The organism is Alteromonas sp. RKMC-009, from assembly GCF_003584565.2.
Lineage (GTDB): Bacteria > Pseudomonadota > Gammaproteobacteria > Enterobacterales > Alteromonadaceae > Alteromonas.
Genome location: NZ_CP031010.1, coordinates 4335908 through 4356810 on the forward strand (window position 1 = coordinate 4335908; position 20903 = coordinate 4356810).

Here is a 20903-nt window from a genome sequence, read left to right on the forward strand (position 1 = left end):
ACAGAAAAAACCCCGCAGATGCGGGGTTCAAATTTTGGTGAGTTGAGCATTATGCTTTTGTTATAGGTTGCCCAATCAAGTCTCCGTGTTGAAGATTAACGACCTGAAGTAAAGTCAGGATATGCTTCCAGACCACATTCAGCAACGTCAACACCTTCAAATTCTTCTTCTTCAGAAACCCGGATGCCCATTACAGCTTTCAGGATTACCCAAACAATCAGACTGGTTACGAATACCCATACAAAGATTGTAGCAGCACCTAACAGCTGACCACCGAAAGTAGAACCTTCGTTAGTTACCGGCACCAGTAACAGACCTAACAGACCGACTACACCGTGAACAGAGATAGCACCTACAGGATCATCGATTTTCAGTTTGTCCAGGAACACGATGCTCAGAACAACCAGCAGACCACCTAAAGCACCGAACAGTGTTGCCATCAGAGGCGTTGGCGTTGAAGGTTCAGCAGTAATAGCTACCAGACCAGCCAGTGCACCGTTAAGAACCATAGTCAGGTCAGCTTTACCGAACATTACGCGAGCCAGCAGCAGAGCAGCAATTGCACCACCGGCAGCGGCGGCATTGGTGTTCATGAATACAACCGCAACAGAGTTAGCACTTTCTACAGTCGCTGTTGCCAGAACAGAACCACCGTTGAAGCCGAACCAACCCATCCACAGAATGAATGTACCTAAAGTCGCCAGAGGCAGGTTAGCACCAGGGATAGCATTTACTTTGCCATCTGCAGTGTATTTACCTTTACGGGCACCAAGTACCAGCACACCGGCTAACGCAGCAGCAGCACCTGCCATGTGAACAATACCGGAACCTGCAAAGTCAGAGAAACCGTTGTCGCCCAGTACGTACATACCGAATACAGACTCACCGCCCCATGTCCATGCACCTTCCATTGGATAGATGAAACCAGTCATCACAACTGCGAATGCCAGGAAGGCCCACAGTTTCATACGCTCAGCAACCGCACCGGATACGATAGACATTGCAGTGGCAACGAATACGACCTGGAAGAAGAAATCAGCTGAAGGCGCGTAGGTAGCCGGTTCTTCTGCAACACCTGTTGCACCGTCACCAACAATACCGGAAAGGAATAATGTGAAGTCACCACCGCCGTACATGATGCTGTAACCGCAGATCATATACATGGTACAGGCAATGGCATACAGCGCCACGTTCTTGGTCAGAATTTCAGTGGTGTTTTTAGCACGAACCAGACCCGCCTCAAGCATGGCAAAGCCGGCAGCCATCCACATGACTAACGCACCGCAAATAAGGAAATAGAAGGTATCTAATGCATACCCGAGTTCAAATGTGATTTCCATTGTTTTCTCCGCAATTTCTTATTGTGTTGTTTTACAGCGCGTCTGCGTCAGCTTCGCCGGTACGAATACGAACAGCATGTTCAAGGTCGTAGACGAACACTTTACCGTCACCGATCTTGCCAGTTTTTGCTGCGCCAACGATGGCTTCTACCAGACGATCAACCTGGTCTGCCTGAACAGCAACTTCCAGTTTTACTTTTGGTAAGAAATCCACCTGATATTCGGCGCCGCGATATAATTCAGTGTGTCCTTTTTGACGTCCAAACCCTTTCACTTCGGTAACGGTAAGACCGTCAATACCGATCTCTGAAATGGCTTCACGAACATCATCCAGCTTGAATGGCTTGATGATAGCTGTGACTAGTTTCATGTGTTGCTCCCAAATAATGGTTGTTTGTTTTCGCTTTTAGCGGGGGTTGCTGAAGTAAACCAAGTCCTATGCCACAAATTTTAATCTATAAAAAACAGATATTTATGCATTAAAACGAATGAAGAGCTCAAAAATTACGCACCATGATCGTGCGAAGGTGAAATAACGCACCACAATTGGGCAACCAAAATCGTGCTTGTGTAAAGACCGGGAACTTCATCTTATTTCAGCGGTCTTCTGTCGCGTATGGAAACCACGGACACCGCTTTCTTTGCCCCTCAAAGGCCAACATTTGATCCACCCCGCCCGGGAAAAAAAAGCGGGGTCTTTGTCGTGTCTGTTATTATTCACCTTATATTGCTTGCCGCGCTGGCGCTGATGGAAAGTAAGCGCAATATTCCGGAGCCCGTGGTCAGTAAGCCCATCACGGCGACGTTAATCCGTCTGCCACAACCTCAGGCCGTCCGGCAACCGGACACACTACCGGAAACCATTCCGGAAGCATCAGTGCCCGACAAGACTGAACCTGAACCGGCCGCACCGGAGTCCAAACCAACTGCGGAACAGGCAGCCCCGCCTGACATCAAAACACCGCCGGCAGTAAAAGAACCGCTGCCGCAACAAACTGTGCAGCCTGAAGCGTCAGAGCCGGTTCAACCGCCTGTCTCTTCTGTTATTGCGCAGCCGGCTGCGCCAACAGATTCAGGCACGGTTTCAACCAGACCGTCATTAACATCGCGCCGTGCTCTGGATGCTTTTTTCAGCCGGCAACAGGCTGCCAGTACACAGCAGGATGCTGAGCAGGTAGCCAAAGAACTCAGGCGGGCAAAAACGTCACCGGATATCAGCGATCCCCGCAAAGGCGCAGAAAAAGAAGATCCTCTTGCCCCGCCCCCTGCCGTTGAAGTGGATTGCAGTAGTAAAACCACCCAAACCCTGGCATTTATTTCACGTTTTACCGGTGGACGGGCGACCTGTTCAGACAGGGGCAAAGGGTTTGAGAAATTCATTGATGCGCGGATAAATAAAGGGGTCAAAGAAGAAGAGAATCAAAATTAGTCTGTATTGCGTATAAGGGCTTCTACAGATAATCTATGCCCCGATTCTTATTGAGGAAAACCTATGGCAGCCGCTAACCTACTCGCCCTGATTGATGATATCGCTACTTTGCTGGATGACATTTCCGCCATGTCTAAAGTGGCTGCGCAGAAAACTGCCGGGGTACTGGGTGATGATCTTGCATTAAATGCCAACCAGGTTCAGGGAGTGCGTGCCGAAAGAGAACTGCCTGTGGTCTGGGCTGTGGCAAAAGGCTCGCTGCTCAACAAAGTGTTCCTGGTACCTGCAGCGCTGCTTATTTCTGCTTTTATTCCGGTTCTGATCACCGTCATGCTGGTCATTGGTGGTCTGTACCTATGTTTCGAAGGGGCTGAAAAAGTATTGCACCGGCTTTTCCATAAAGAAGATGAAGCAGAGCGTGAAGCCAGAATTGAAAAACTCTCGCAGGAAAATATTGATCTTGTGGCGCTTGAGAAAGACAAGATTAAAGGCGCCATCCGGACTGACTTTATTTTGTCCGCAGAGATTATCGTCATTGCACTGGGTAGCGTGCAGCAGGCTGATTTTGTTACTCAGGTAGGTGTGTTGTGCGCCTTGAGTGTTGGGATCACTGCCGGTGTGTATGGTCTGGTTGCCGGCATTGTGAAAATGGACGACGTCGGTCTGTATCTGCTCAGAAAGTCACTCACCGGCGGCTACAACGGTTTTCAGCGTGTCACTGGCCGTGCCCTGCTCGTTGCTGCGCCTCTGTTGATGAAAACCCTCGCTTTTGTCGGCACCATTGCTATGTTCCTCGTTGGCGGCGGCATCCTTACTCACAATATTCCGTTTATGCACCATTTCGCTGAATCCATTAATCACAGTGTGGAGCAACTCAGCTTTGTCATCTCCCTTATCACTGATGGTGTGGCTGGTTTGATTGCCGGTTCGGTAATTGTGGGTATTGTTTCACTGTTTTCTAAAAAGAAAGACGCCCATTGAGCTGTTCTGATGTTGTCTGGGCGGCAAACTACGCCCCGGCCATAACCAAAATCATCGCGGGCTGACTCACCTGTCAGCCCCTTACATCATACCTGGTCAAATTCGCCAAATAGAGTTTTCAAAATTGCTAATTCTTAGTGTTTATACTATTTACACTTATCTAAGCTTTTCTACACCCAAACAATAAATCATTCAAAATCAACGCGTTAAAATTTTTATTCGTGTTGGCACAACTATCGCTAAAGTTAATGCGACTTAACAATTAACTGCCGGGAAGTCAGTAAGAGTGCAGTTTATTAACCTTAACTTTGGAGAAATTATGTTTACTTTACGTCGTCAATTCACTGCACTTGCACTTGTTGCTACTTCTGTTCTGTCTGTACCGGCAATGGCTGAAACATCATTGCAAAGCCAGCTTCAGGGCTATTTATCTGAGATGGTTGAGCAACAAATCGATAACGTGCGCACAGAAATCCTGTCTGAAGTGACTCAGCTAGTGGCCAACACCACGTATCAGGCCGAACCTGAAGAAGCTGAAGAAACACTGGTTGCTGACATCAAGATCCGTGATCTTAAACAGGAAGATGCGATGTCTTCTGAAGACATCAAAGGAGAGTAATGATGATGACATCAGGTGCGTTGTTGTTGCTTGCGCTGGGACCGGTTGTCGCGTATCTCGCCAGCGCAGTGTTATTCAGCGGTGTGCAACACATTGCAGACCGCTTTCACTAATCCCAACGAGCTCCCGTAGGGCCTTCCCTGAGTCAGAACTGGTAGCGGGACAGATTTTTACTGAGCCGTATGTCGCTGCCAGTTCTGACTACAGGGCTTTTTCGCTAAGAAAAAGCCTTAATTTCCAAACAAACGTTCCCACCAGCTTTTCTTTTCTTTGTCCGGAGGCGCTACAGGCTTACCGTAGCAATCCTGCGCCGGCGGCGGCAGTACATCAAGAATAGCCGGCACACTCATTGAGTCAGGACACCCGGCAATGGTTAGTGCACCCGTCTGACTGTCGAAATGTGCAATACCTAACCCTTCCGGAAAACGTCGTGACAGTGACTTGGGCGACTGACTTTTCTGATAGTTTACAAACACAGGTAAGGCCCCGCCGGCACCGGTTAACAGCACTGGCTGGTTATCATCATTCCCTACCCATACAGTTGCCACATTATTCCGGTCAAAGCCGGTAAACCAGCTGTCGCGGTAATCATCTGTGGTGCCGGTTTTACCGCCCATATTGATATTCGGGAAATTACTGCCCACACGTTTAGCTGTACCTTCAGTGGTCACTTTATACAACGCGTAGTTCAGCAGGTATGTCGCGGCCTCATCTACCCGCTGGGAATAGTAATCGGCATTCTGCCATACCAGCCGGTTATTCGAAGAAACAACCGATGTCACAGTATGCAGCGGAATATAACGGCCATTGTTCGAAATGGTCTGATACATCTGGTTAGTTTCCAACGGCGATAACGACATGGCCCCGAGTGTCATAGCCGGCACCTCGCGGAAGTCACTCTCTACTCCCAGCCGGTGAATGGTTTCTGCCACATTGTCGAGCCCCACTTGCATACCGAGATTCACTGTAGGCACATTTAACGATTCTGTCAGACCTTCAATCAGAGGCACTTGTCCACGGAATTTCTTATCCGCGTTCAGGGGTGACCAGGTTTGTCCGTTGCCATTTTCAAGGGTAATGGGTTCGTCCTGTAAAGGAGTCGCCAGATTAAACATTACCGGGTCTTCCAGAGCAGTGAGATATACTGCCGGCTTAATGAGTGAGCCCACCTGACGTTTGGCATCCAACGCACGGTTAAACCCTTTGAAGCTGGTATCTTTACTGCCCACAATGGCACGAATTTCTCCACTGGCGATATCAGTCACAATCATCGCGGCCTGTAACTCAGCTTTGCGATCTGACTGCAGGCCCTTCAGTGTGTTTTCAACCGCTTTTTCAGCCCTGCGCTGGGCATATATATCCAGCGTGGTAAATACCTTCACCCCGGAGTCACGCAGGGAAGGATCGGCAAGAATGGTGTTCAGTTCACGGCGCACTTTATCCATAAAAGCAGGATGTTTCCCGCTGGCTAAGCTCGCGCCGGACGCCAGACCTACAGGAGAGTTAACAGCAAATTCGTATTGCTTACGGTCGAGTTCATTGGCTTCAAATAAAATGCGCAATACCAGATTACGCCGCTCAATAACCCGTTCTTCGTAGCGTCTCGGATTGTAATAGGATGGCCCTTTTATCATGGCCACCAGCGTGGCGATTTCAGGTACGCTGAGTTCATTGGCCGGCCGGTCGAAATAGAAATAACTGGCAAGGCCAAACCCGTGCACAGCCATGTCTCCGTTCTGACCCAGAAAAACTTCGTTCAGATAGGCCTGTAAAATTTCATCTTTGCTGTAACGGGCATCGATGATGAGTGCCATCAATGCTTCTTTTATTTTCCTCGTCAGCGCTTTTTCTCTGGTGAGGTACAGGTTTTTCACCAGCTGCTGCGTTAAAGTACTGCCACCCTGCACGGTTCTCCCTGCCTGAATGTTAGCAACCAGCGCGCGGAGAATAGAAAGTGGTGCGACCCCGTGGTGCTTGTAGAAATCTTTATCCTCGACAAGGATCAGGGCTTTCGGTAATAAAGGCGGAATTTCATTCAGCTTCACCAGCATACGGTCTTCGCGGCTGCCACTTACCATTCTTGTGACAAGCCAGGGCTCCAGACGAATTTTCGGCAGTGAAATACCGGCACTGTCATCCCGGATACTGCTGATACGACTGCCCTGCCAGGTAATGGTGATCTGGCGTAAAGGCTCATCGCCATCAGGAAAACTGAAAGCCCGTCGCTGAACCACCAGCTTATTGCCGGTATAACGATATTCTCCGCTACTATCGGGATTGGTGACCTTCCGGTAACCAAGCAGTTTCAGTTCATCAAGCACTTCTTTTGGCGTGATTTCCAGCGCTTCAGATAAAACCAGCGGCCGGGCAAATATTTGCGCCGGGACTTCCCATTTATTGCCTGTAAAGGTGTGCTTAATCTGGGCATCCAGATACACCATGTACCCTGTCAGCACCACGAACCCGACAATACATAACTTGAACAACAGCCCGGGCCAGCGACGGCGGGGTTTGCTGCCAATTTTCTTTGGTTTATTAACTTTCGTCTGTTTTTTAGCCACTTATCATGCCAATATAGAAAACGTCAAAGGGGATTTTGCGGTTTTCGCGGCTGAATTTCCAGCCTGAAACTAACCGTGCAAATCATTGTCATCTTGCAGTAATCTTATGATTACGCCAGAACAATCAATCCGGATGGCCCGGAAGGCGCCAGAAAGGAGTGAAACATGAAAATTTCCATCGATATCGACCTTTCACCCAAGGAAGCAAGAGAACTCATGGGATGGCCGGATATGAGCAAACTCCATGAGGCCACCATCTCACAACTCAGCGAGCAAATCAAAAGCGGAAATCAGGAAGCCATGATGTCCATGCTGAAGCCCTACCTGGACGGCAGTCAGCAAGCATTCTCATTCTATCAAAAGATGCTGGAAAGCATGGCAACCACAGGAACCAGCAAAAAATAAGCACGGAGGTTTTTTGTGCACGAGCAGGACAAAGATCATATTCTGGACACATTGAATCAATACGCACAGCAGTTTAACGCCATGGTTCATAACATTCTGACGAAGAAAAATAGCAGTGAGGAGACATCCGCTATGTTCGACCCGGAAAAGTTAGGTTCGCTGCTGTCAAACGACACGGTAGAGGTAGATTCGGCAAAGCTTATCCAGACGCAAATGGATTTCATGCGTCAACAAACTGAATTGTGGCAGCAGGCGACTAAGGCCATGTTGGGAGAGAATGCCCATCCTGTTATGCAGGAAGAGAAAGGCGACCGTCGTTTTTCTCATACAGACTGGCAGGACAATCCCATATTCAGTTACATGAAGCAGGCTTACCTGATTAATTCCAAGATGTTGCAGGGCATGATTTCATCCATGCATTTCAAAGATCCCAAGTCGGAAGAACAGGTAAAATTCTACACCCGTCAATATATCAACTCGGTATCACCGACCAATTACTTACTGTCAAACCCGGAAGTGTGCGAAGAAATTCTGAAAACCAAAGGCCAGAACATGGTGAAAGGCATTGAGAATTTCATGCGGGATCTGGAAAAGAGTCCTCTTGAAGCGTTCAAAATCACACAGACCGATATGGATGCCTTCGAGTTAGGTGTCAACCTGGCTACCACCGAAGGCCAGATCGTTTATCAGAACGATTTGATGCAGTTAATTCATTACACGCCGAAGCATGAGAAAACCTTTTCGACGCCAATACTGTTTGTGCCTCCTTTCATAAATAAATACTACATTCTTGATCTCGACGAACGAAAGTCCGTGGTAAAAGGCCTGCTTGATGCCGGTTTTTCGGTGTTTATGATTTCCTGGGTCAACCCGGATGCAAAACTGGCGGACCAGGATTTCTTCGATTACATGAAGAAAGGTCCGGTGGAAGCCCTTGATGTGGTTTGTGATATCACCGGTAAGAAGAAAGTGAATATGGTGGGCTTTTGTGTGGGCGGCACTTTGCTTAGCACAGCAACGGCTTATCTGCGTGCGAAAAAAGACACCCGCATTGAGTCACTCACTTTACTGACCACCTTACTGGACTTCAGTGAACCCGGCGAAATTGGTAATTACCTTACCGAAGATGCATTACCTGTGATGGAGCAGAACGCAGACATCAAAGGTATTTACGACGGCCGCATTCTGGGCCTGAGCTTTAGTTTGCTGCGGGAAAACAACCTTTTCTGGTCGTATTTTATTAATAACTACCTCAAGGGCAAAGACCCTGCCGCCTTTGATATTTTATTCTGGAACAGCGACGCCACCAACATCACTGCGGCCTGTTTTAAGCAATACATCCGCACCATGTACTGGGAAGATAAACTGAAAGTGCCGGGGGCAGTAGAAATTGACGGCATTCCCATCGACCTTGGAAATATTGATGTGCCGGTGTATTTCCTGACTACTCTGGCAGACCACATTGTGCTATGGCAGGGCGCCTACAAAGGGACACAGCTGGTATCAGGCGATACACGCTTTGTACTCGCCGGGTCGGGGCACCTTGCAGGGGTAATTAACCCGCCAGATCCCGGGAAATATCCGCACTGGATTAACGACAATCTGCCGGCAAGTGCCAGCGAATGGTTTGATGGTGCTGTGAAGCAGGAAGGCTCATGGTGGCCAGACTGGCATGCATGGTTGCAGAGTCACCGAAAAACAAAAGTGAATGCCCCGCAGCCCGGTGAAAGTGAAAAATATCCGGCCATCGAAGCAGCCCCGGGCAGTTACGTGAAAAAACAGCTGGGATAAACCGGCAGACAAAAAAAGGGGGCGTTCAACGCCCCGCTTTGCTTCTGTCTACATGAGGATTCAGTATTACGATTCGCTGTTTTGTGTTTTAGCGATGTCCAGTACGCGGGATCTTAGTTTTTCATCCGTTTGTACCAGTTGTGCAATGGTCGTGTAGGTTTGCACCTCAAGACCGGTTTTTTCAATTTCTGTTACCATTTCAGTTTGTGCAGCCTGCTGAATTTGCTGCATCTTCTCAGGTGTTTCATCACCTTTCAGTTCAGACTGATATTTATCTGCAACATCACTGACCGCATTCATCGCGACAGTAAATTTCTCAAGAGTTGCATCATCGAAATCCTTCGACTGTGTCATCGGCGCACTTGACGGGGCAGCCTCTTTGGTTTCCTGAGCTGCCTGTGCAGCGAAATTTAACGTGCAAGCAACAGCGAGGCTCATCACAAGTGATTTGACAAGTTTAGTCATAATAATCTCCGGTTTCATTTGAATTGCCTGAAATGCGTTATCTTCAAATGAATGTGATTAAAAGAAAGATAATCCGGCTATTCAGGCTCTCAACAGTGATACAGCGATAACTATGCCAATCACGATTTAACCAGTAATTTCAGCAGGTTAACAAAATTCAGATTTTACTATCAGTGAAAAAGGTGGTCAGAGTGTCGCTTATTTTCACACCTTTTAGGTTGCCGCAGCGGCATTTTGTGCGTTACTCTCAATTCAGCACCGCCGGAGGTAACATTATGATCATCATTAAAAAATATCCTAATCGCAGATTGTACGACACATCTCAGAGTCAGTACGTTAACCTCGATTATATAAAGGCGTTAATCAATGAACGTCAGGAATTTAAGGTGATTGACTCCAAAAGCGAAGATGACATTACCAAGTCATTATTGCTACAAATCATCAGTGAATCCGAAGCCAACGAAAACCAGTCTTTGTTAACGAATTCGTTACTCAAACAACTAATCCGTTATTACGACACTGACATGCAGGACTTTCTGCGACAGTACCTTGAACAATCTCTTGTTACCTTCATAGAGCAACAGGATCAGGTACAGGGTATGATGAAAAATATGATGGATAACACGCCGTTCGGTATGTTTAACAAAATCATCGAACAAAATATGGATGCCTGGAAGAAGAACCAGAAGTAAGTATCACATACTGGCAGGAGAGCAATACACCTGCCCCGAAACAGACAGACCTGCCACATTTCCTCTTCAATGCTGCAGAGCAGCATAAAAAGCTATTTGCTTATTAAATAATCGTCTAAACATTCTTGCTGCACCGCAACATTTTTGTTGATCTCTTCAAATGCCCTGGTTAATATCTAATCAAATCTTGCTGCAACGCAGCAGAAGGACTTCATCAACTGGTCGGGAGAAGAGTATGTTTGGCAAGTTTTCAGAACAGCTGAAAAGTACCACTAAACCGGTACATACGCTGTTTGCTGTGAATACAAAAACGCTGGAAAGTCTGTCTCAACACCAAACCACGTTATTTACGGGTTTGCTGAGCGACAGTGTTCGTTACATTGAAGCGGTAACGAAACAAACAGAGTTTAGAGGTGTAATGACAGCGAATTCTGAACTGGCTGAGTCAGTGCGTGAACGCATGACCAGTGCGTCGAAAGACACCTACTCCACCCTTAACGCCATGCGTGAAGAAATGACCGAAGTGATGGCGGCTAGTCTGGCCACCGCCACAGAAGAAACCAAAGAAACCGTTGAAAAAGCGACAGCAGCCGTGAAGAAAACCACGAAAGCTGCCGCACCGAAAAAAGCTGCGCCTGAAGCCGCGAAAGCGCCGGTAAAGGCAGCAGAAAAAGTGGCTGAAGCAACAAAGGAAACTGTTGAGAAGGCCGCTGAAGAGACAAAAGCCGTTGCTGAAGAAGCAAAGGAAGCGACTGCTGAGGCAAAACCTGCCGCAGCAGCAAAGAAACCAGCAACACGTACCCGTCGCACGACTGCTAAGAAGACTGCGACAACGACTAAATCAACTAGCTAACTTACCCCGGAAACTGGAGACAAGTAATGTTTGAGCAAATGAACGAGCAAATGAAAAGCGCAATGAAGCCGATGACTGACCTTGCGACATTGAACATGAGTACAATGCAGGATCTGGCAGAAAAACAGAACGCCCTGTATTCATCTCTGTTATCTGAAAATATGTCTTATTTTGAAAAAGCTTCTCAGCAGAAAGATCTGTCTGGTCTGGCTGAAATGAACAAGGCATATGTTGAAACTATTCAGGAAACTGTTACTGATGCAGCGAAAAGCTCATATGCAGTAATTTCTGATGCACAACAGAAAGCTGGCGAGATGTTCAAAGGTTTAAGCGACGAAATGACTGCGAAATTCCAAAGCGCAGCAAAAGCATAAGTCCCTCCTGAGCGGCCTTCAGAGGCCGCTCAGGTTACCCCACATCAAGTGAACCTTTTCATCCCCCAAAAGGTCTTAGCCCCAGCCAGTATTTGAGGAGAGACGTAATGAATTATCAGGCTTACGATTATTTGACGCGCGGCGCATACATTATGCACGAGGGTTTCAGTCTGCTTAATGATATTGCGAACCATCCTTCCAATCTTTTCGCACATACCTTACCCGGCCGCATAACCCGCGCTTCGCTGGAAACTGCCATGCGGCTGACACAACGCTACGAGAAGCTGGGGTTTAATATCGACGAAATCAAAATCGACGATAAACGCCACAAGGTGAAAGAAGAAATCGTAATGAGCAAGCCGTTTTGTGATCTCATTCATTTCAACCGGATCGGTGTGAAAGATGATCATAAGGTCTTGCTTGTTGCGCCTTTATCCGGCCATTTTGCTACCTTGTTGAAAGGCACGGTGGAAGCGCTGCTTCCGGATCACGAGATTTATGTGACTGACTGGGCTGATGCCAGAGAAGTACCGCTGGAAGACGGTCCGTTCAGTTTTGATTGCTATGTGGGTTACCTTATCGAGTTTCTTGAGTTCTTAGGGCCGGGCACGCACTTAATGGCGATATGTCAGCCTACTGTTCAGGCTTTAATCGCCACAGCAGTGATGGCCGGACAGAAAAATGCCTGTGTGCCCAAGTCGCTCACTCTCATGGCGGGCCCCATTGATTGCTCTAAGAATCCTACACGGGTGAACGAGTTCGCTCAGGAACATCCGATGAACTGGTTCCGTAATGTGGCGATTATGTCGGTACCTTATGGTTATCCGGGCGAAGGTCGTCAGGTGTATCCCGGTTTCATGCAGCTGGGCGGTTTTATCAGTATGAACCAGCAAACTCACATGAAAAAATATCAGAGCTTCTTCCAAAATCTGGTATTTGGTGAAGAAGAAGATGCTGATCGTTTCCGCGCCTTTTACGATGAATATCTGGCGGTACTGGATATGCCCGCCGAGTTTTATCTTGAAACCATTGAACGGGTATTCAAGAATAACGAGATTGCCCGCGGTGCGATTACTTATCAGGGTAACCCTGTAGATTTTGAAACCATCGACAATACTGCCCTGCTTACTGTAGAGGGTGCAGATGACGATATTTGCGGCTTAGGACAAACAGAAGCTGCACAGGATATTTGTAAAAATATTCCGAAAAATATGCGTAAACATCACGTACAACAGGGAGCCGGTCATTACGGTATCTTCAGTGGATCTAAGTTCCGTAAATCGGTACGCCCGGTTATCACTGATTTCATCCACAAGTACGCATAAGCCCTCCCGGACAAATAACTCTTTCCTGCAGCGCTCCTGATCTCACCGGCGGAGCGCGCCGTATTTTCCCCCATGTTTCCCTCGCCCCCGGGGGCTCAGATAAGGTAGCATGAACGCCTCATCAACAAAGGTAATATGCAATGTCTAAATGGATGCCGCGTAAGCTTGGTTTTTCAATACTGTCACTGCTGACAGCGACTTCTTCAGCTTATGCCAATACAGATTTTGAACAGTGTAAAACACAGTTATCTCAGCAAGCCGTAGAACAAGGCGTGAAAGAAGAAACGGCAAAGGCCGTGTTCGCCAACATTCAGTATCAGCCCCGCGTGATCTCGCTGGACCGCAGCCAGCCTGAATTTGTACAAACCTTTCCGGGCTACTACAGCAAACGCGTTACGGCATGGCGCATCGGCAAAGGCCGGGAAATGTACGCTAAACATAAAGAACTGTTAAATAGCTTAAGCCATAAATACGGTGTGCCTGCCCATTATCTGGTGGCATTTTGGGGGCTGGAAACCAATTTTGGTGGTTACAAAGGTAAGATGAATGTACTGAATTCACTGGCGACTCTTGCCTGTGATGAAAGACGTAGCAGCTATTTTTCCAAAGAATTAGTCACTGCGGTTAAGCTTCTTGAAAGAGAATCTTTAGATCAGACCAAAATGGTAGGTTCCTGGGCAGGCGCTATGGGCCATACGCAATTTATGCCCTCAGCGTATATGAACTATGCGATTGACGGCGACGGCGATGGCCAGATCAATCTGTGGGACAGTGAAGAAGATGCCCTCGCTTCAGCGGCTAACTTTTTGTCTCAATTAGGCTGGCAACCCGGATTCCGTTGGGGAAGGGAAATTCAGTTACCGGATAATTTCGATTATCGCGAAACGGGATATAAAAACCGGCGCAGTATTACTGAGTGGAACGAAAGCGGGATTAAAAAAGCAGACGGCAGTGCGCTGGGTAACAGTGATGAAAAAGGCTATGTCGTAGTACCAGCCGGTCATAACGGTCCGGCGTTCATTGCCTACCATAACTTCCGTATTATCATGCGCTGGAACAATTCCGAATTCTACGCCATCGCCGTAGGTAAGCTGGCTGACCAGATTTCCGGTGAAGCCGGTATTGATAAAGCGTTACCGGAATTACCGGCTTATACCAGGGATGACATTTTGAGACTGCAAACAGCGCTGAATGCTTCCGGTTACGATGTAGGTAAACCCGACGGTATTATCGGGCCGGCAACCCGCGCAGGGATCCGCGAATATCAGCTGGCCAGCAATCTGATTGCTGATGGTTTTCCGGGACTGGATGTGATGAAAGCGATTGGTGTGTTGCCGGATGAACCCAAAGAGAGCGACGGCAATAAAGAAAGCGAGTAGCTGGATCCGGATACGGTCAGTTCACAGAGCACGGGCGTGCTCTGTGAACATTGTAACCGAACAGCTTAGTACATGTGCTGTCCGCCGTTAATGGACAATGTAGAACCGGTAATAAATCCGGCTTCATCGCCTATTAAGAACATAACACTACGGGCGATGTCTTCAGGTTTCCCCAAACGGCCCACCGGAATCGTTGCAATGATCTTCTTCAATACTTCTTCCGGTACAGCACGTACCATGTCAGTATCGACATAACCCGGCGCAATAGCGTTTACGGTTACACCTTTACCTGCACCTTCAAGTGCCAGCGCTTTAGTAAAACCATGAATACCGGACTTAGCTGCCGCATAGTTAACCTGGCCATACTGACCAGCCTGACCGTTAACCGAACCGATATTAACAATGCGACCAAAACCACGGGTGCGCATTGAATCAATCACTGAGCGACACGTGTTAAAACAGGAAGCGAGGTTAGTTTGAATAACGGCATCCCATTGCTCAAAATTCATTCTGTGCATGGTGCCGTCCCGGGTGATCCCGGCATTGTTGATTAGAATATCCACCGGACCATAATCTGTCGCGATTTGGTCAATTGCTTCTTTCGTTTTCTCAAAATTCGAGACATCGAACTTAAATGAAGGTATGCCAGTGCGTTCAGTAAACGCCTTAGCCGCTTCATCGTTACCACCATAATTTGCCACAACAGTGTAACCCGCATCTTTCAACGCTACACAAATTGCTTCACCTATTCCCCGGGTGCCACCTGTGACCAGTGCAACTTTGCTCATTTCGTCTCCCTCAAATGTTGACTCATATTTGTACAACAATTCTATATAAGCATGCTTGATGAGACGTTGACAACGGAAACCTGAAGACTTTTTGCGCCGGGTCAATGCCCGTGTCTAGATGAATGACTATAGTGAATAAGAAACTTCTTACTTATCATGCAGTTGAAAAAATGAACAAGTATTTAGCGATCAACTGGTCAGAGGATCTCTTTTAATAACAGATACTTGCATAATATTTGCAGAACGTAAATTAGTTGTATACACCATTCAAACATGATTAAAGTTGTAAGACGGGTACAATAGTTCAGGAGCAACCACCCGTTTATTTTCGTGGCTTCATTGAACGTCCGGCTTCAGCTTCCATGGGATTATCAGGCCACCGGTGTTTCGGATATCGTCCTTTCATTTCTTTCTGCACAGCAAGATAACTACCCTGCCAGAAGCCGGCCAAATCCGATGTCGTTTGTACTGGTCTGCCCGCCGGAGAAAGCAACTCCAGCGTGATGACCTTTGCGCCGTCTGCAACAGTGAACGTATCCGCACAGCCGAACATTTCCTGCAGTCTGACCGGAAGCACGACTTCGCCGTTTGACCGGTAGACCAGTTTCCTTTTTTCACCGGAAGGCACGGTGATGTTCAGTGGCAAAGCATTGTCCATGGCGTGTTGCTGGCTCCAGGGGAGTGACTGATGTAGCAGCGTCGCCCAGGACAGGCCGGCAAGTTGCTCCCAACTTTTAAACGAAGATAATCGTGCGGAGATATCACTACGGTCAAGAAGCGACAATGGTGACTCAGGGTTTTTCCATACCGGCGGGCTGTCGAAAGCTTGCGGTTGGTGTAAGTCACACCCGCAGGCCATTTGATACCGGTACCACCATTGCCAGTCTTTCTCACTGAAAGGCCACGCGGATAAAGGCAATCCTTCCAGCAACGATACCCAGGCCTCACCGCGAATGCGGGCCGGCACGTTAGCTGCCGGTTCACTGCTTAACACTATCTCATGGAAACCTTCAGTTTTGCGCGCTTCCATTTGCTTCTTCTGACTGTTATACGTCACCGTGTCTTTAAGTTTGAAAGCCTGCGGATATAACTGTCTCAATAAGAATTCATTAACAGGTTCGGCCTGACGAATGATCACGTCAGAGCCGTTAACCTGCCCTTCCTTAACTACCAGCCAGTCAGACTTTTCAATCATGCCTTCAGGCAAAGCAGCACCCCGGCCACTGGCCAGCTTATAATCACTGCCCTGCTTACGTCTCGCAACCCGCTCAGGAAAAGCCAGCGCAAGACACACTGCAACAGCTTCACCGTTTAACTTTCGAATCTCTGCTTTCAGTGAGATGCCAAGTGCAGATGCAAACCGCGAGGCCCTGGCTTTCAAACCGGACAACTGAGGTTCTGCCAGTTGTTCAAGCCAGGCTGATACATGAAATTGGCGTTCTGATGCCGTATGTTCTTCACAGGCAGCCGCCACATAGCAGGCAACGTCCTCCAGTTCAGGCAGATGCGTCTGCGCTCCGGCTTCTTTTGCCTTCACTAACATATTTGCCAGAGCCGGATGCACCGATAATTTGTTAAGTCCGCGACCATGCGCTGTTAATGTACCATCGCGATCTACGGCACCGGCTTGTTGCAGGCGGTGTAATGCTGCAGCAGACTGCGCCTGAGAAGGAGGCGTCAACATGCGCATATTATGTAATTCAGTTCCCCAGGCCAGTGCATCCAGAGTGAGCGGGGAGATATCTTCACGTAAAATTTGTGGCAGCGGGTATTTCGCCAGTCTGTCATGCTGCTCTTTCGGCCACATGCGATACACTTTCCCGGGCCCCAGACGCCCTGCCCGTCCCTTACGCTGAATAGCCGATGCCTGTGAAATCATCTGTGTATTCAGGCGGGTAAACCCGGTGGGAGGATGGTAATTAGCGACATTTTCAAGACCGGCATCTATGACCACTTTAATGCCTTCAATCGTCAGGCTGGTTTCGGCAATATTAGTAGCAAGAATGATTTTTCTCATTCCCCGGCTATCCGGTAAAATAGCAGCAGTTTGCCGTTGTTTACTTAACGCGCCATACAGAGGATGCACCACATATTCAGATGCATTCAGCCGCTGTTCCAGCAAGGTGGCAACTTTGTTAATCGCGCCGGCGCCCGGTAAGAAAACAAGAATATCGCCGTCATCCTGTGCAAGGCTGAATTGAATATGCCTGGTAACCTGCTCATGCAAAGTATGGCTTTGTACCTGACCGGTATAGACTTCCTCTACTTCAAACTGCCTGCCGGCAGATTTCAGCACAGTGGCACCGGGCATCAGCGTCAGTAATTCATCCACATCGAGGGTGGCAGACATCACCACCAGAGATAAATCTTCCCGCAACCCTTCCTGTACTTCCAGCGCCAGCGCAAGACCAAAATCACTGTGAATACTGCGTTCGTGAAATTCGTCAAAGATGATTAAGTCAACACCTGCTAATTCCGGGTCCCTCTGGATACGGGCAGACAACACACCTTCTGTGACAATCTCCAGACGTGTTTGCTTACTGACCTTACTTTCACCGCGGATACGGTAACCCACAGTTTGTCCGGTTTCCTCTCCGAGCAATGAAGCAAGGTAGGCTGCCAGATTGCGTACCACAACCCGCCGCGGTTGCAACATGACAATGCGCCCCGGAACATGCTCCAGCAGTGCCAGTGGCAGTACGGTAGATTTCCCCGCCCCGGGCGGTGCACCGACAATGACATTGCCGGCGGCAACAGCAGTTATCAGTTCGGGGATCAGGCCTGCGGCAGGTAATTTACTTTGCATAACAAGAAAACAGGTTCAACAGATAATCTGGCAAGTATATACCTGTGCCCCGGAAGAAATACATAAAGTCATTGATAAGTCAGCCACTTCCGTTTAGATTTTAGACTGTAAGCGAACTATTTTTATTTTCCGCATACAGTTTTGCTTTTATATATTCAAATTACGTATCAGATAAATGAAGTGAGTAAATGGATTTACAGACCATCATTATTTGTACGGCCATTGCCAGTATGACATTGTGTTTTACTATGGGCATGGCCTGGCAAAGTCACAAGGCATCAAACTATATCTTCCACTGGATGTGTGCCGGCGCCTGCTTTCTCGTCTCCAACCTTACCGCTTTTGTCTGCATTAAATTCGACGTACAAGGCCTGCTGCACCCGGGAATAGCGAATGTGTTATACATGGCAGGCCATGCTTTTATCACCTCTGGTATTGCCCTGTACATATACGGTAAAGCACCGCCTTATCTGGCAACCGGTGTGGCGCTTTTCACCCTTCTGCTCCATCTGAGTCCGGATTTCAGAGGGTCGGTTGATGCCAGATTTATTATCCTGACTCCCGTTGTAGTGATGCTCAGTGGCGCATCCATTACCATGTTGTGGCACACCGCCATGCGTAAAAAGGGGAGATTCCTGTGGCCACTGCTTATCACAATTACCATTTTCGCCCTGCAGATGTTAATACGCACGGTGGCGTTACTTACTTCTCACGACGCACTGGCATTTACCGGTAACGACATATTTCAGATTGCAGGATCGCTGGCCGTTATTACTTTTATTTCAATGCTGGCAGTAACATTAAATTATGTCATCAACGGCGAACATCAGCAGATGCTGAAAAAACTCTCGGACACGGATTTCCTCACCGGCTGGCTGAACAGAAAAGCACTTGAACCCTGCGCACTTTCATGCCGGGAAACAGCGCAGCGGACAGGACACACTTTCGGCATCATCATATTTGACGTTGATCACTTTAAAGCGATTAACGATAAATGGGGTCACCATGCCGGTGATGTTGCTCTGCAGCAAATTACATCGCGGGCAAAAGACATTGTCAGAGATGAAGACAACTGCTTCAGGATCGGCGGCGAAGAATTTCTGATTATTCTGACACGTTGTGATGCAGAACAATTGCAGCGGGTGAGTGAACGTTTGCGGCAGTCTGTGGCAAGCCGGCCGGTGATGATGAACGATAAGCCAATGAATATCACAATCAGCATAGGTAGTGCGTTAAGTCGTCACGACGATTCAGGCTGGCAAGCGCTGTTTGACCGTGCTGACAAAGCACTTTACCAGTCAAAAGCAGAAGGCAGGAATACGGTCAGCATTTCCGAACCGGAGCATGCGGCTGAAGTATGGCAGTAAATTAACCCGGTTTACTTTGAATCCCCTGTAAGCCTGGTTTACTGTACGCTCTTCACAGAAAAACACGGGTTACTGCGATGCGTTCATTTATCGGTCTTGATCTTTCTTTGCAGGAGAAGCTCGCGCTTTCCGGCTGGCGGGAACGGGCACTTCCGGCTGTAGCGCTCAGGAAAACCAGTGCCATTGTCGCTCCCGGCCAGAAAGCACCGCCTGCTGCGGTGCCACCGGAGAACTATCATCTCACACTGGCATTTCTTGGCGACATCAACCAGAGACAGCATGAAGCACTGTTACACGCACTGGACGACATCACTGCAGAACCTTTTTCTGTGACCCTCAACACCACCGGCGTGTGGGACGGACCTAAAATTTTATATGCGGGCCCTGATGAGCCGTGCCCGCCATTGATGCAGTTAGCTAAGTGTGTGCGTAAGGCCGCCCGTGAAGCGGGAATACCGCTGGAAAACCGTGAATACAAACCTCATGTCACGGTTGTCAGGAAGGCCGGCAGCGACCAGCCTCCTCCTCTGTTGTCTCCGGATATCAAACTGCAATTCCGTGACTTTCACTTTTTTGAGTCTGTCTCTACGCCATCAGGTGTCCGCTACCCCGTGCGGCACTCCTGGTCTCTGGAGCCTGATATCTCCGTTCGCGAGCGATTGCGGCGGGGTCTGGTATGAGATATATCAATTGAGGCTTTACAGATGCCAATTGCATGGGTAAAACAACACACTGAATTCAACAACCTATTTGTCAGAGCCTTTACATCTCATGCAACAAACTTTTCGTCTTGTAATCGATTGTCCGGACCAGATTGGCCTTGTCGCCAGAGTTTCCCAGTTCCTTGCCGGTCACGGGGCCACTATCGTCGAGGCTAATCACCATACCGACCTGCAAACCGGCCGCTTTTTTATGCGCCATGAAATCGGGGCTGACTCAATCAAACTGGACTATGACGGGTTTGTAAAAGCGTTTACACCGGTTGCAGATGAATTCCGGATGAACTGGAAACTGACCGACTCCCGCGTAAAACAGCGTGTTGCTCTGCTGGCCAGCCTTGAATCCCACTGCCTGGTAGATTTGCTGCACCGCTGGCACACCGGCGAACTGCACTGCGACATTCCGGTGATCATCGGTAATCACCCGCAGATGAAACAGTTTGCTGACTGGTACAAAGTACCGTTCCATTGGGTGGATTTTAAAGCTCTGGGTAAAGAACAGGCGTTCTCGCAGATAGAAACGCTGATCAGCGAATACAAAATTGACCTCACAGTACTTGCCCGATTCATGCAAATTCTGCCGGATACGTTGTGCACGAAGTTACAAGGTAAAGCGATTAATATTCATCACAGCTTCCTGCCGTCTTTTGCCGGTGCAAGACCTTATCAACAGGCCTATGATCGCGGTGTTAAGCTGATTGGAGCCACGTGTCACTACGTGACGAAGGATCTCGATGAAGGCCCTATCATCGAGCAGAGCGTAAAGCGCATCAGTCACAGCGACTCAGCCGCAGACATGGTCCGCAAAGGAAAAGATTGCGAAGTGACAGCGCTGGCCCACGGTGTGCGTTATCACCTGGAAGACCGGGTCATTATTCACCGCAACAAAACTGTGGTCTTCGCGTAAAGACCACAGTCCACCGTACCTGTCCCGGAACCCGTCGTCGTTATATGGCCCTCAGCGCCGCATTCTTATACACTGAACCGCTGATAATAACGACGATGGAAC

At 48.3% G+C, this 20903-nt stretch carries 19 protein-coding genes; 13 read left to right on the forward strand and 6 right to left on the reverse strand.

Annotation, left to right across the window (positions count from 1 at the left end; translation table 11 throughout):
* Positions 1–95: 95 nt before the first annotated feature.
* Together DS731_RS18970 and glnK are read right to left on the reverse strand one after the other, a co-directional pair.
* Complete coding sequence (locus DS731_RS18970; RefSeq protein ID WP_119502788.1) at positions 96–1340, reverse strand: ammonium transporter; 1245 nt, start codon at positions 1338–1340, stop codon at positions 96–98.
* A 31-nt stretch (positions 1341–1371) separates the two neighbouring features.
* Positions 1372–1710: a P-II family nitrogen regulator gene (gene glnK / locus DS731_RS18975; RefSeq protein ID WP_119502789.1), complete on the reverse strand. Its 339-nt coding sequence runs from the start codon at positions 1708–1710 to the stop codon at positions 1372–1374.
* 333 nt (positions 1711–2043) lie between these two features.
* On the opposite strand from glnK, the gene DS731_RS18980 reads away from it, so the two are divergent.
* The 3 genes from DS731_RS18980 (at position 2044) to DS731_RS18990 (ending at position 4369) form a co-directional block, all read left to right on the forward strand.
* A complete protein-coding gene (locus DS731_RS18980; RefSeq protein WP_150154327.1) occupies positions 2044–2769 on the forward strand; it encodes a hypothetical protein in 726 nt (241 codons plus the stop codon).
* Positions 2770–2832: 63 nt separating this feature from the next.
* A complete protein-coding gene (locus tag DS731_RS18985) occupies positions 2833–3750 on the forward strand; it encodes a DUF808 domain-containing protein (protein WP_119502791.1) in 918 nt (305 codons plus the stop codon).
* 319 nt (positions 3751–4069) lie between these two features.
* On the forward strand, positions 4070–4369 hold the full coding sequence (locus tag DS731_RS18990; protein ID WP_150154329.1) for a hypothetical protein: 300 nt from the start codon (positions 4070–4072) through the stop codon (positions 4367–4369).
* Positions 4370–4599: 230 nt separating this feature from the next.
* Here DS731_RS18990 and mrcB read toward each other — a convergent pair whose 3' ends face one another.
* Complete coding sequence (mrcB, locus tag DS731_RS18995; protein ID WP_119502793.1) at positions 4600–6930, reverse strand: penicillin-binding protein 1B; 2331 nt, start codon at positions 6928–6930, stop codon at positions 4600–4602.
* Between the two features lie 165 nt (positions 6931–7095).
* On the opposite strand from mrcB, the gene DS731_RS19000 reads away from it, so the two are divergent.
* Both DS731_RS19000 and DS731_RS19005 read left to right on the forward strand, forming a co-directional pair.
* Complete coding sequence (locus DS731_RS19000; protein ID WP_119502794.1) at positions 7096–7335, forward strand: DUF6489 family protein; 240 nt, start codon at positions 7096–7098, stop codon at positions 7333–7335.
* Positions 7336–7350: 15 nt separating this feature from the next.
* Positions 7351–9126, forward strand: a complete 1776-nt coding sequence (locus tag DS731_RS19005; protein WP_119502795.1) for a PHA/PHB synthase family protein — start codon at positions 7351–7353, stop codon at positions 9124–9126.
* 66 nt (positions 9127–9192) lie between these two features.
* Here the strand turns inward: DS731_RS19005 and DS731_RS19010 are convergent, their stop codons facing one another.
* Positions 9193–9591 (reverse strand): DUF4168 domain-containing protein, encoded by a 399-nt coding sequence (locus DS731_RS19010; protein WP_161599183.1) that lies wholly within the window; start codon positions 9589–9591, stop codon positions 9193–9195.
* Positions 9592–9866: 275 nt separating this feature from the next.
* Between DS731_RS19010 and phaR the strand changes: the two genes are divergently transcribed.
* From phaR to DS731_RS19035, 5 genes are all read left to right on the forward strand, one after another.
* Positions 9867–10283, forward strand: a complete 417-nt coding sequence (phaR, locus tag DS731_RS19015; protein ID WP_119502797.1) for a polyhydroxyalkanoate synthesis repressor PhaR — start codon at positions 9867–9869, stop codon at positions 10281–10283.
* A 235-nt stretch (positions 10284–10518) separates the two neighbouring features.
* Positions 10519–11136: a phasin family protein gene (locus tag DS731_RS19020; RefSeq protein WP_161599184.1), complete on the forward strand. Its 618-nt coding sequence runs from the start codon at positions 10519–10521 to the stop codon at positions 11134–11136.
* Between the two features lie 26 nt (positions 11137–11162).
* Positions 11163–11510, forward strand: coding sequence for a phasin family protein (locus DS731_RS19025; RefSeq protein WP_119502799.1), 348 nt, complete (start codon positions 11163–11165; stop codon positions 11508–11510).
* Between the two features lie 107 nt (positions 11511–11617).
* Positions 11618–12835 carry a polyhydroxyalkanoate depolymerase gene (locus DS731_RS19030; RefSeq protein ID WP_119502800.1) on the forward strand — a complete coding sequence of 406 codons (1218 nt, stop codon included), beginning with the start codon at positions 11618–11620 and terminating at the stop codon, positions 12833–12835.
* A 140-nt stretch (positions 12836–12975) separates the two neighbouring features.
* A complete protein-coding gene (locus DS731_RS19035) occupies positions 12976–14214 on the forward strand; it encodes a lytic murein transglycosylase (RefSeq protein WP_232373412.1) in 1239 nt (412 codons plus the stop codon).
* A 65-nt stretch (positions 14215–14279) separates the two neighbouring features.
* Here DS731_RS19035 and phbB read toward each other — a convergent pair whose 3' ends face one another.
* Together phbB and hrpB are read right to left on the reverse strand one after the other, a co-directional pair.
* The gene (phbB, locus tag DS731_RS19040; RefSeq protein ID WP_119502801.1) at positions 14280–15002 is read right to left on the reverse strand and encodes an acetoacetyl-CoA reductase; all 723 of its coding nucleotides are present in this window, start codon (positions 15000–15002) and stop codon (positions 14280–14282) included.
* Positions 15003–15324: 322 nt separating this feature from the next.
* Positions 15325–17808, reverse strand: a complete 2484-nt coding sequence (hrpB, locus tag DS731_RS19045; RefSeq protein ID WP_119502802.1) for an ATP-dependent helicase HrpB — start codon at positions 17806–17808, stop codon at positions 15325–15327.
* 188 nt (positions 17809–17996) lie between these two features.
* On the opposite strand from hrpB, the gene DS731_RS19050 reads away from it, so the two are divergent.
* From DS731_RS19050 to purU, 3 genes are all read left to right on the forward strand, one after another.
* Entirely contained in the window at positions 17997–19175 is a 1179-nt protein-coding gene (locus DS731_RS19050; protein ID WP_119502803.1) for a GGDEF domain-containing protein, read from the forward strand.
* A gap of 77 nt (positions 19176–19252) precedes the next feature.
* Complete coding sequence (gene thpR / locus DS731_RS19055; protein WP_119502804.1) at positions 19253–19855, forward strand: RNA 2',3'-cyclic phosphodiesterase; 603 nt, start codon at positions 19253–19255, stop codon at positions 19853–19855.
* Between the two features lie 91 nt (positions 19856–19946).
* Positions 19947–20801 (forward strand): formyltetrahydrofolate deformylase, encoded by an 855-nt coding sequence (gene purU, locus DS731_RS19060; RefSeq protein WP_119502805.1) that lies wholly within the window; start codon positions 19947–19949, stop codon positions 20799–20801.
* Positions 20802–20903: the final 102 nt, after the last annotated feature.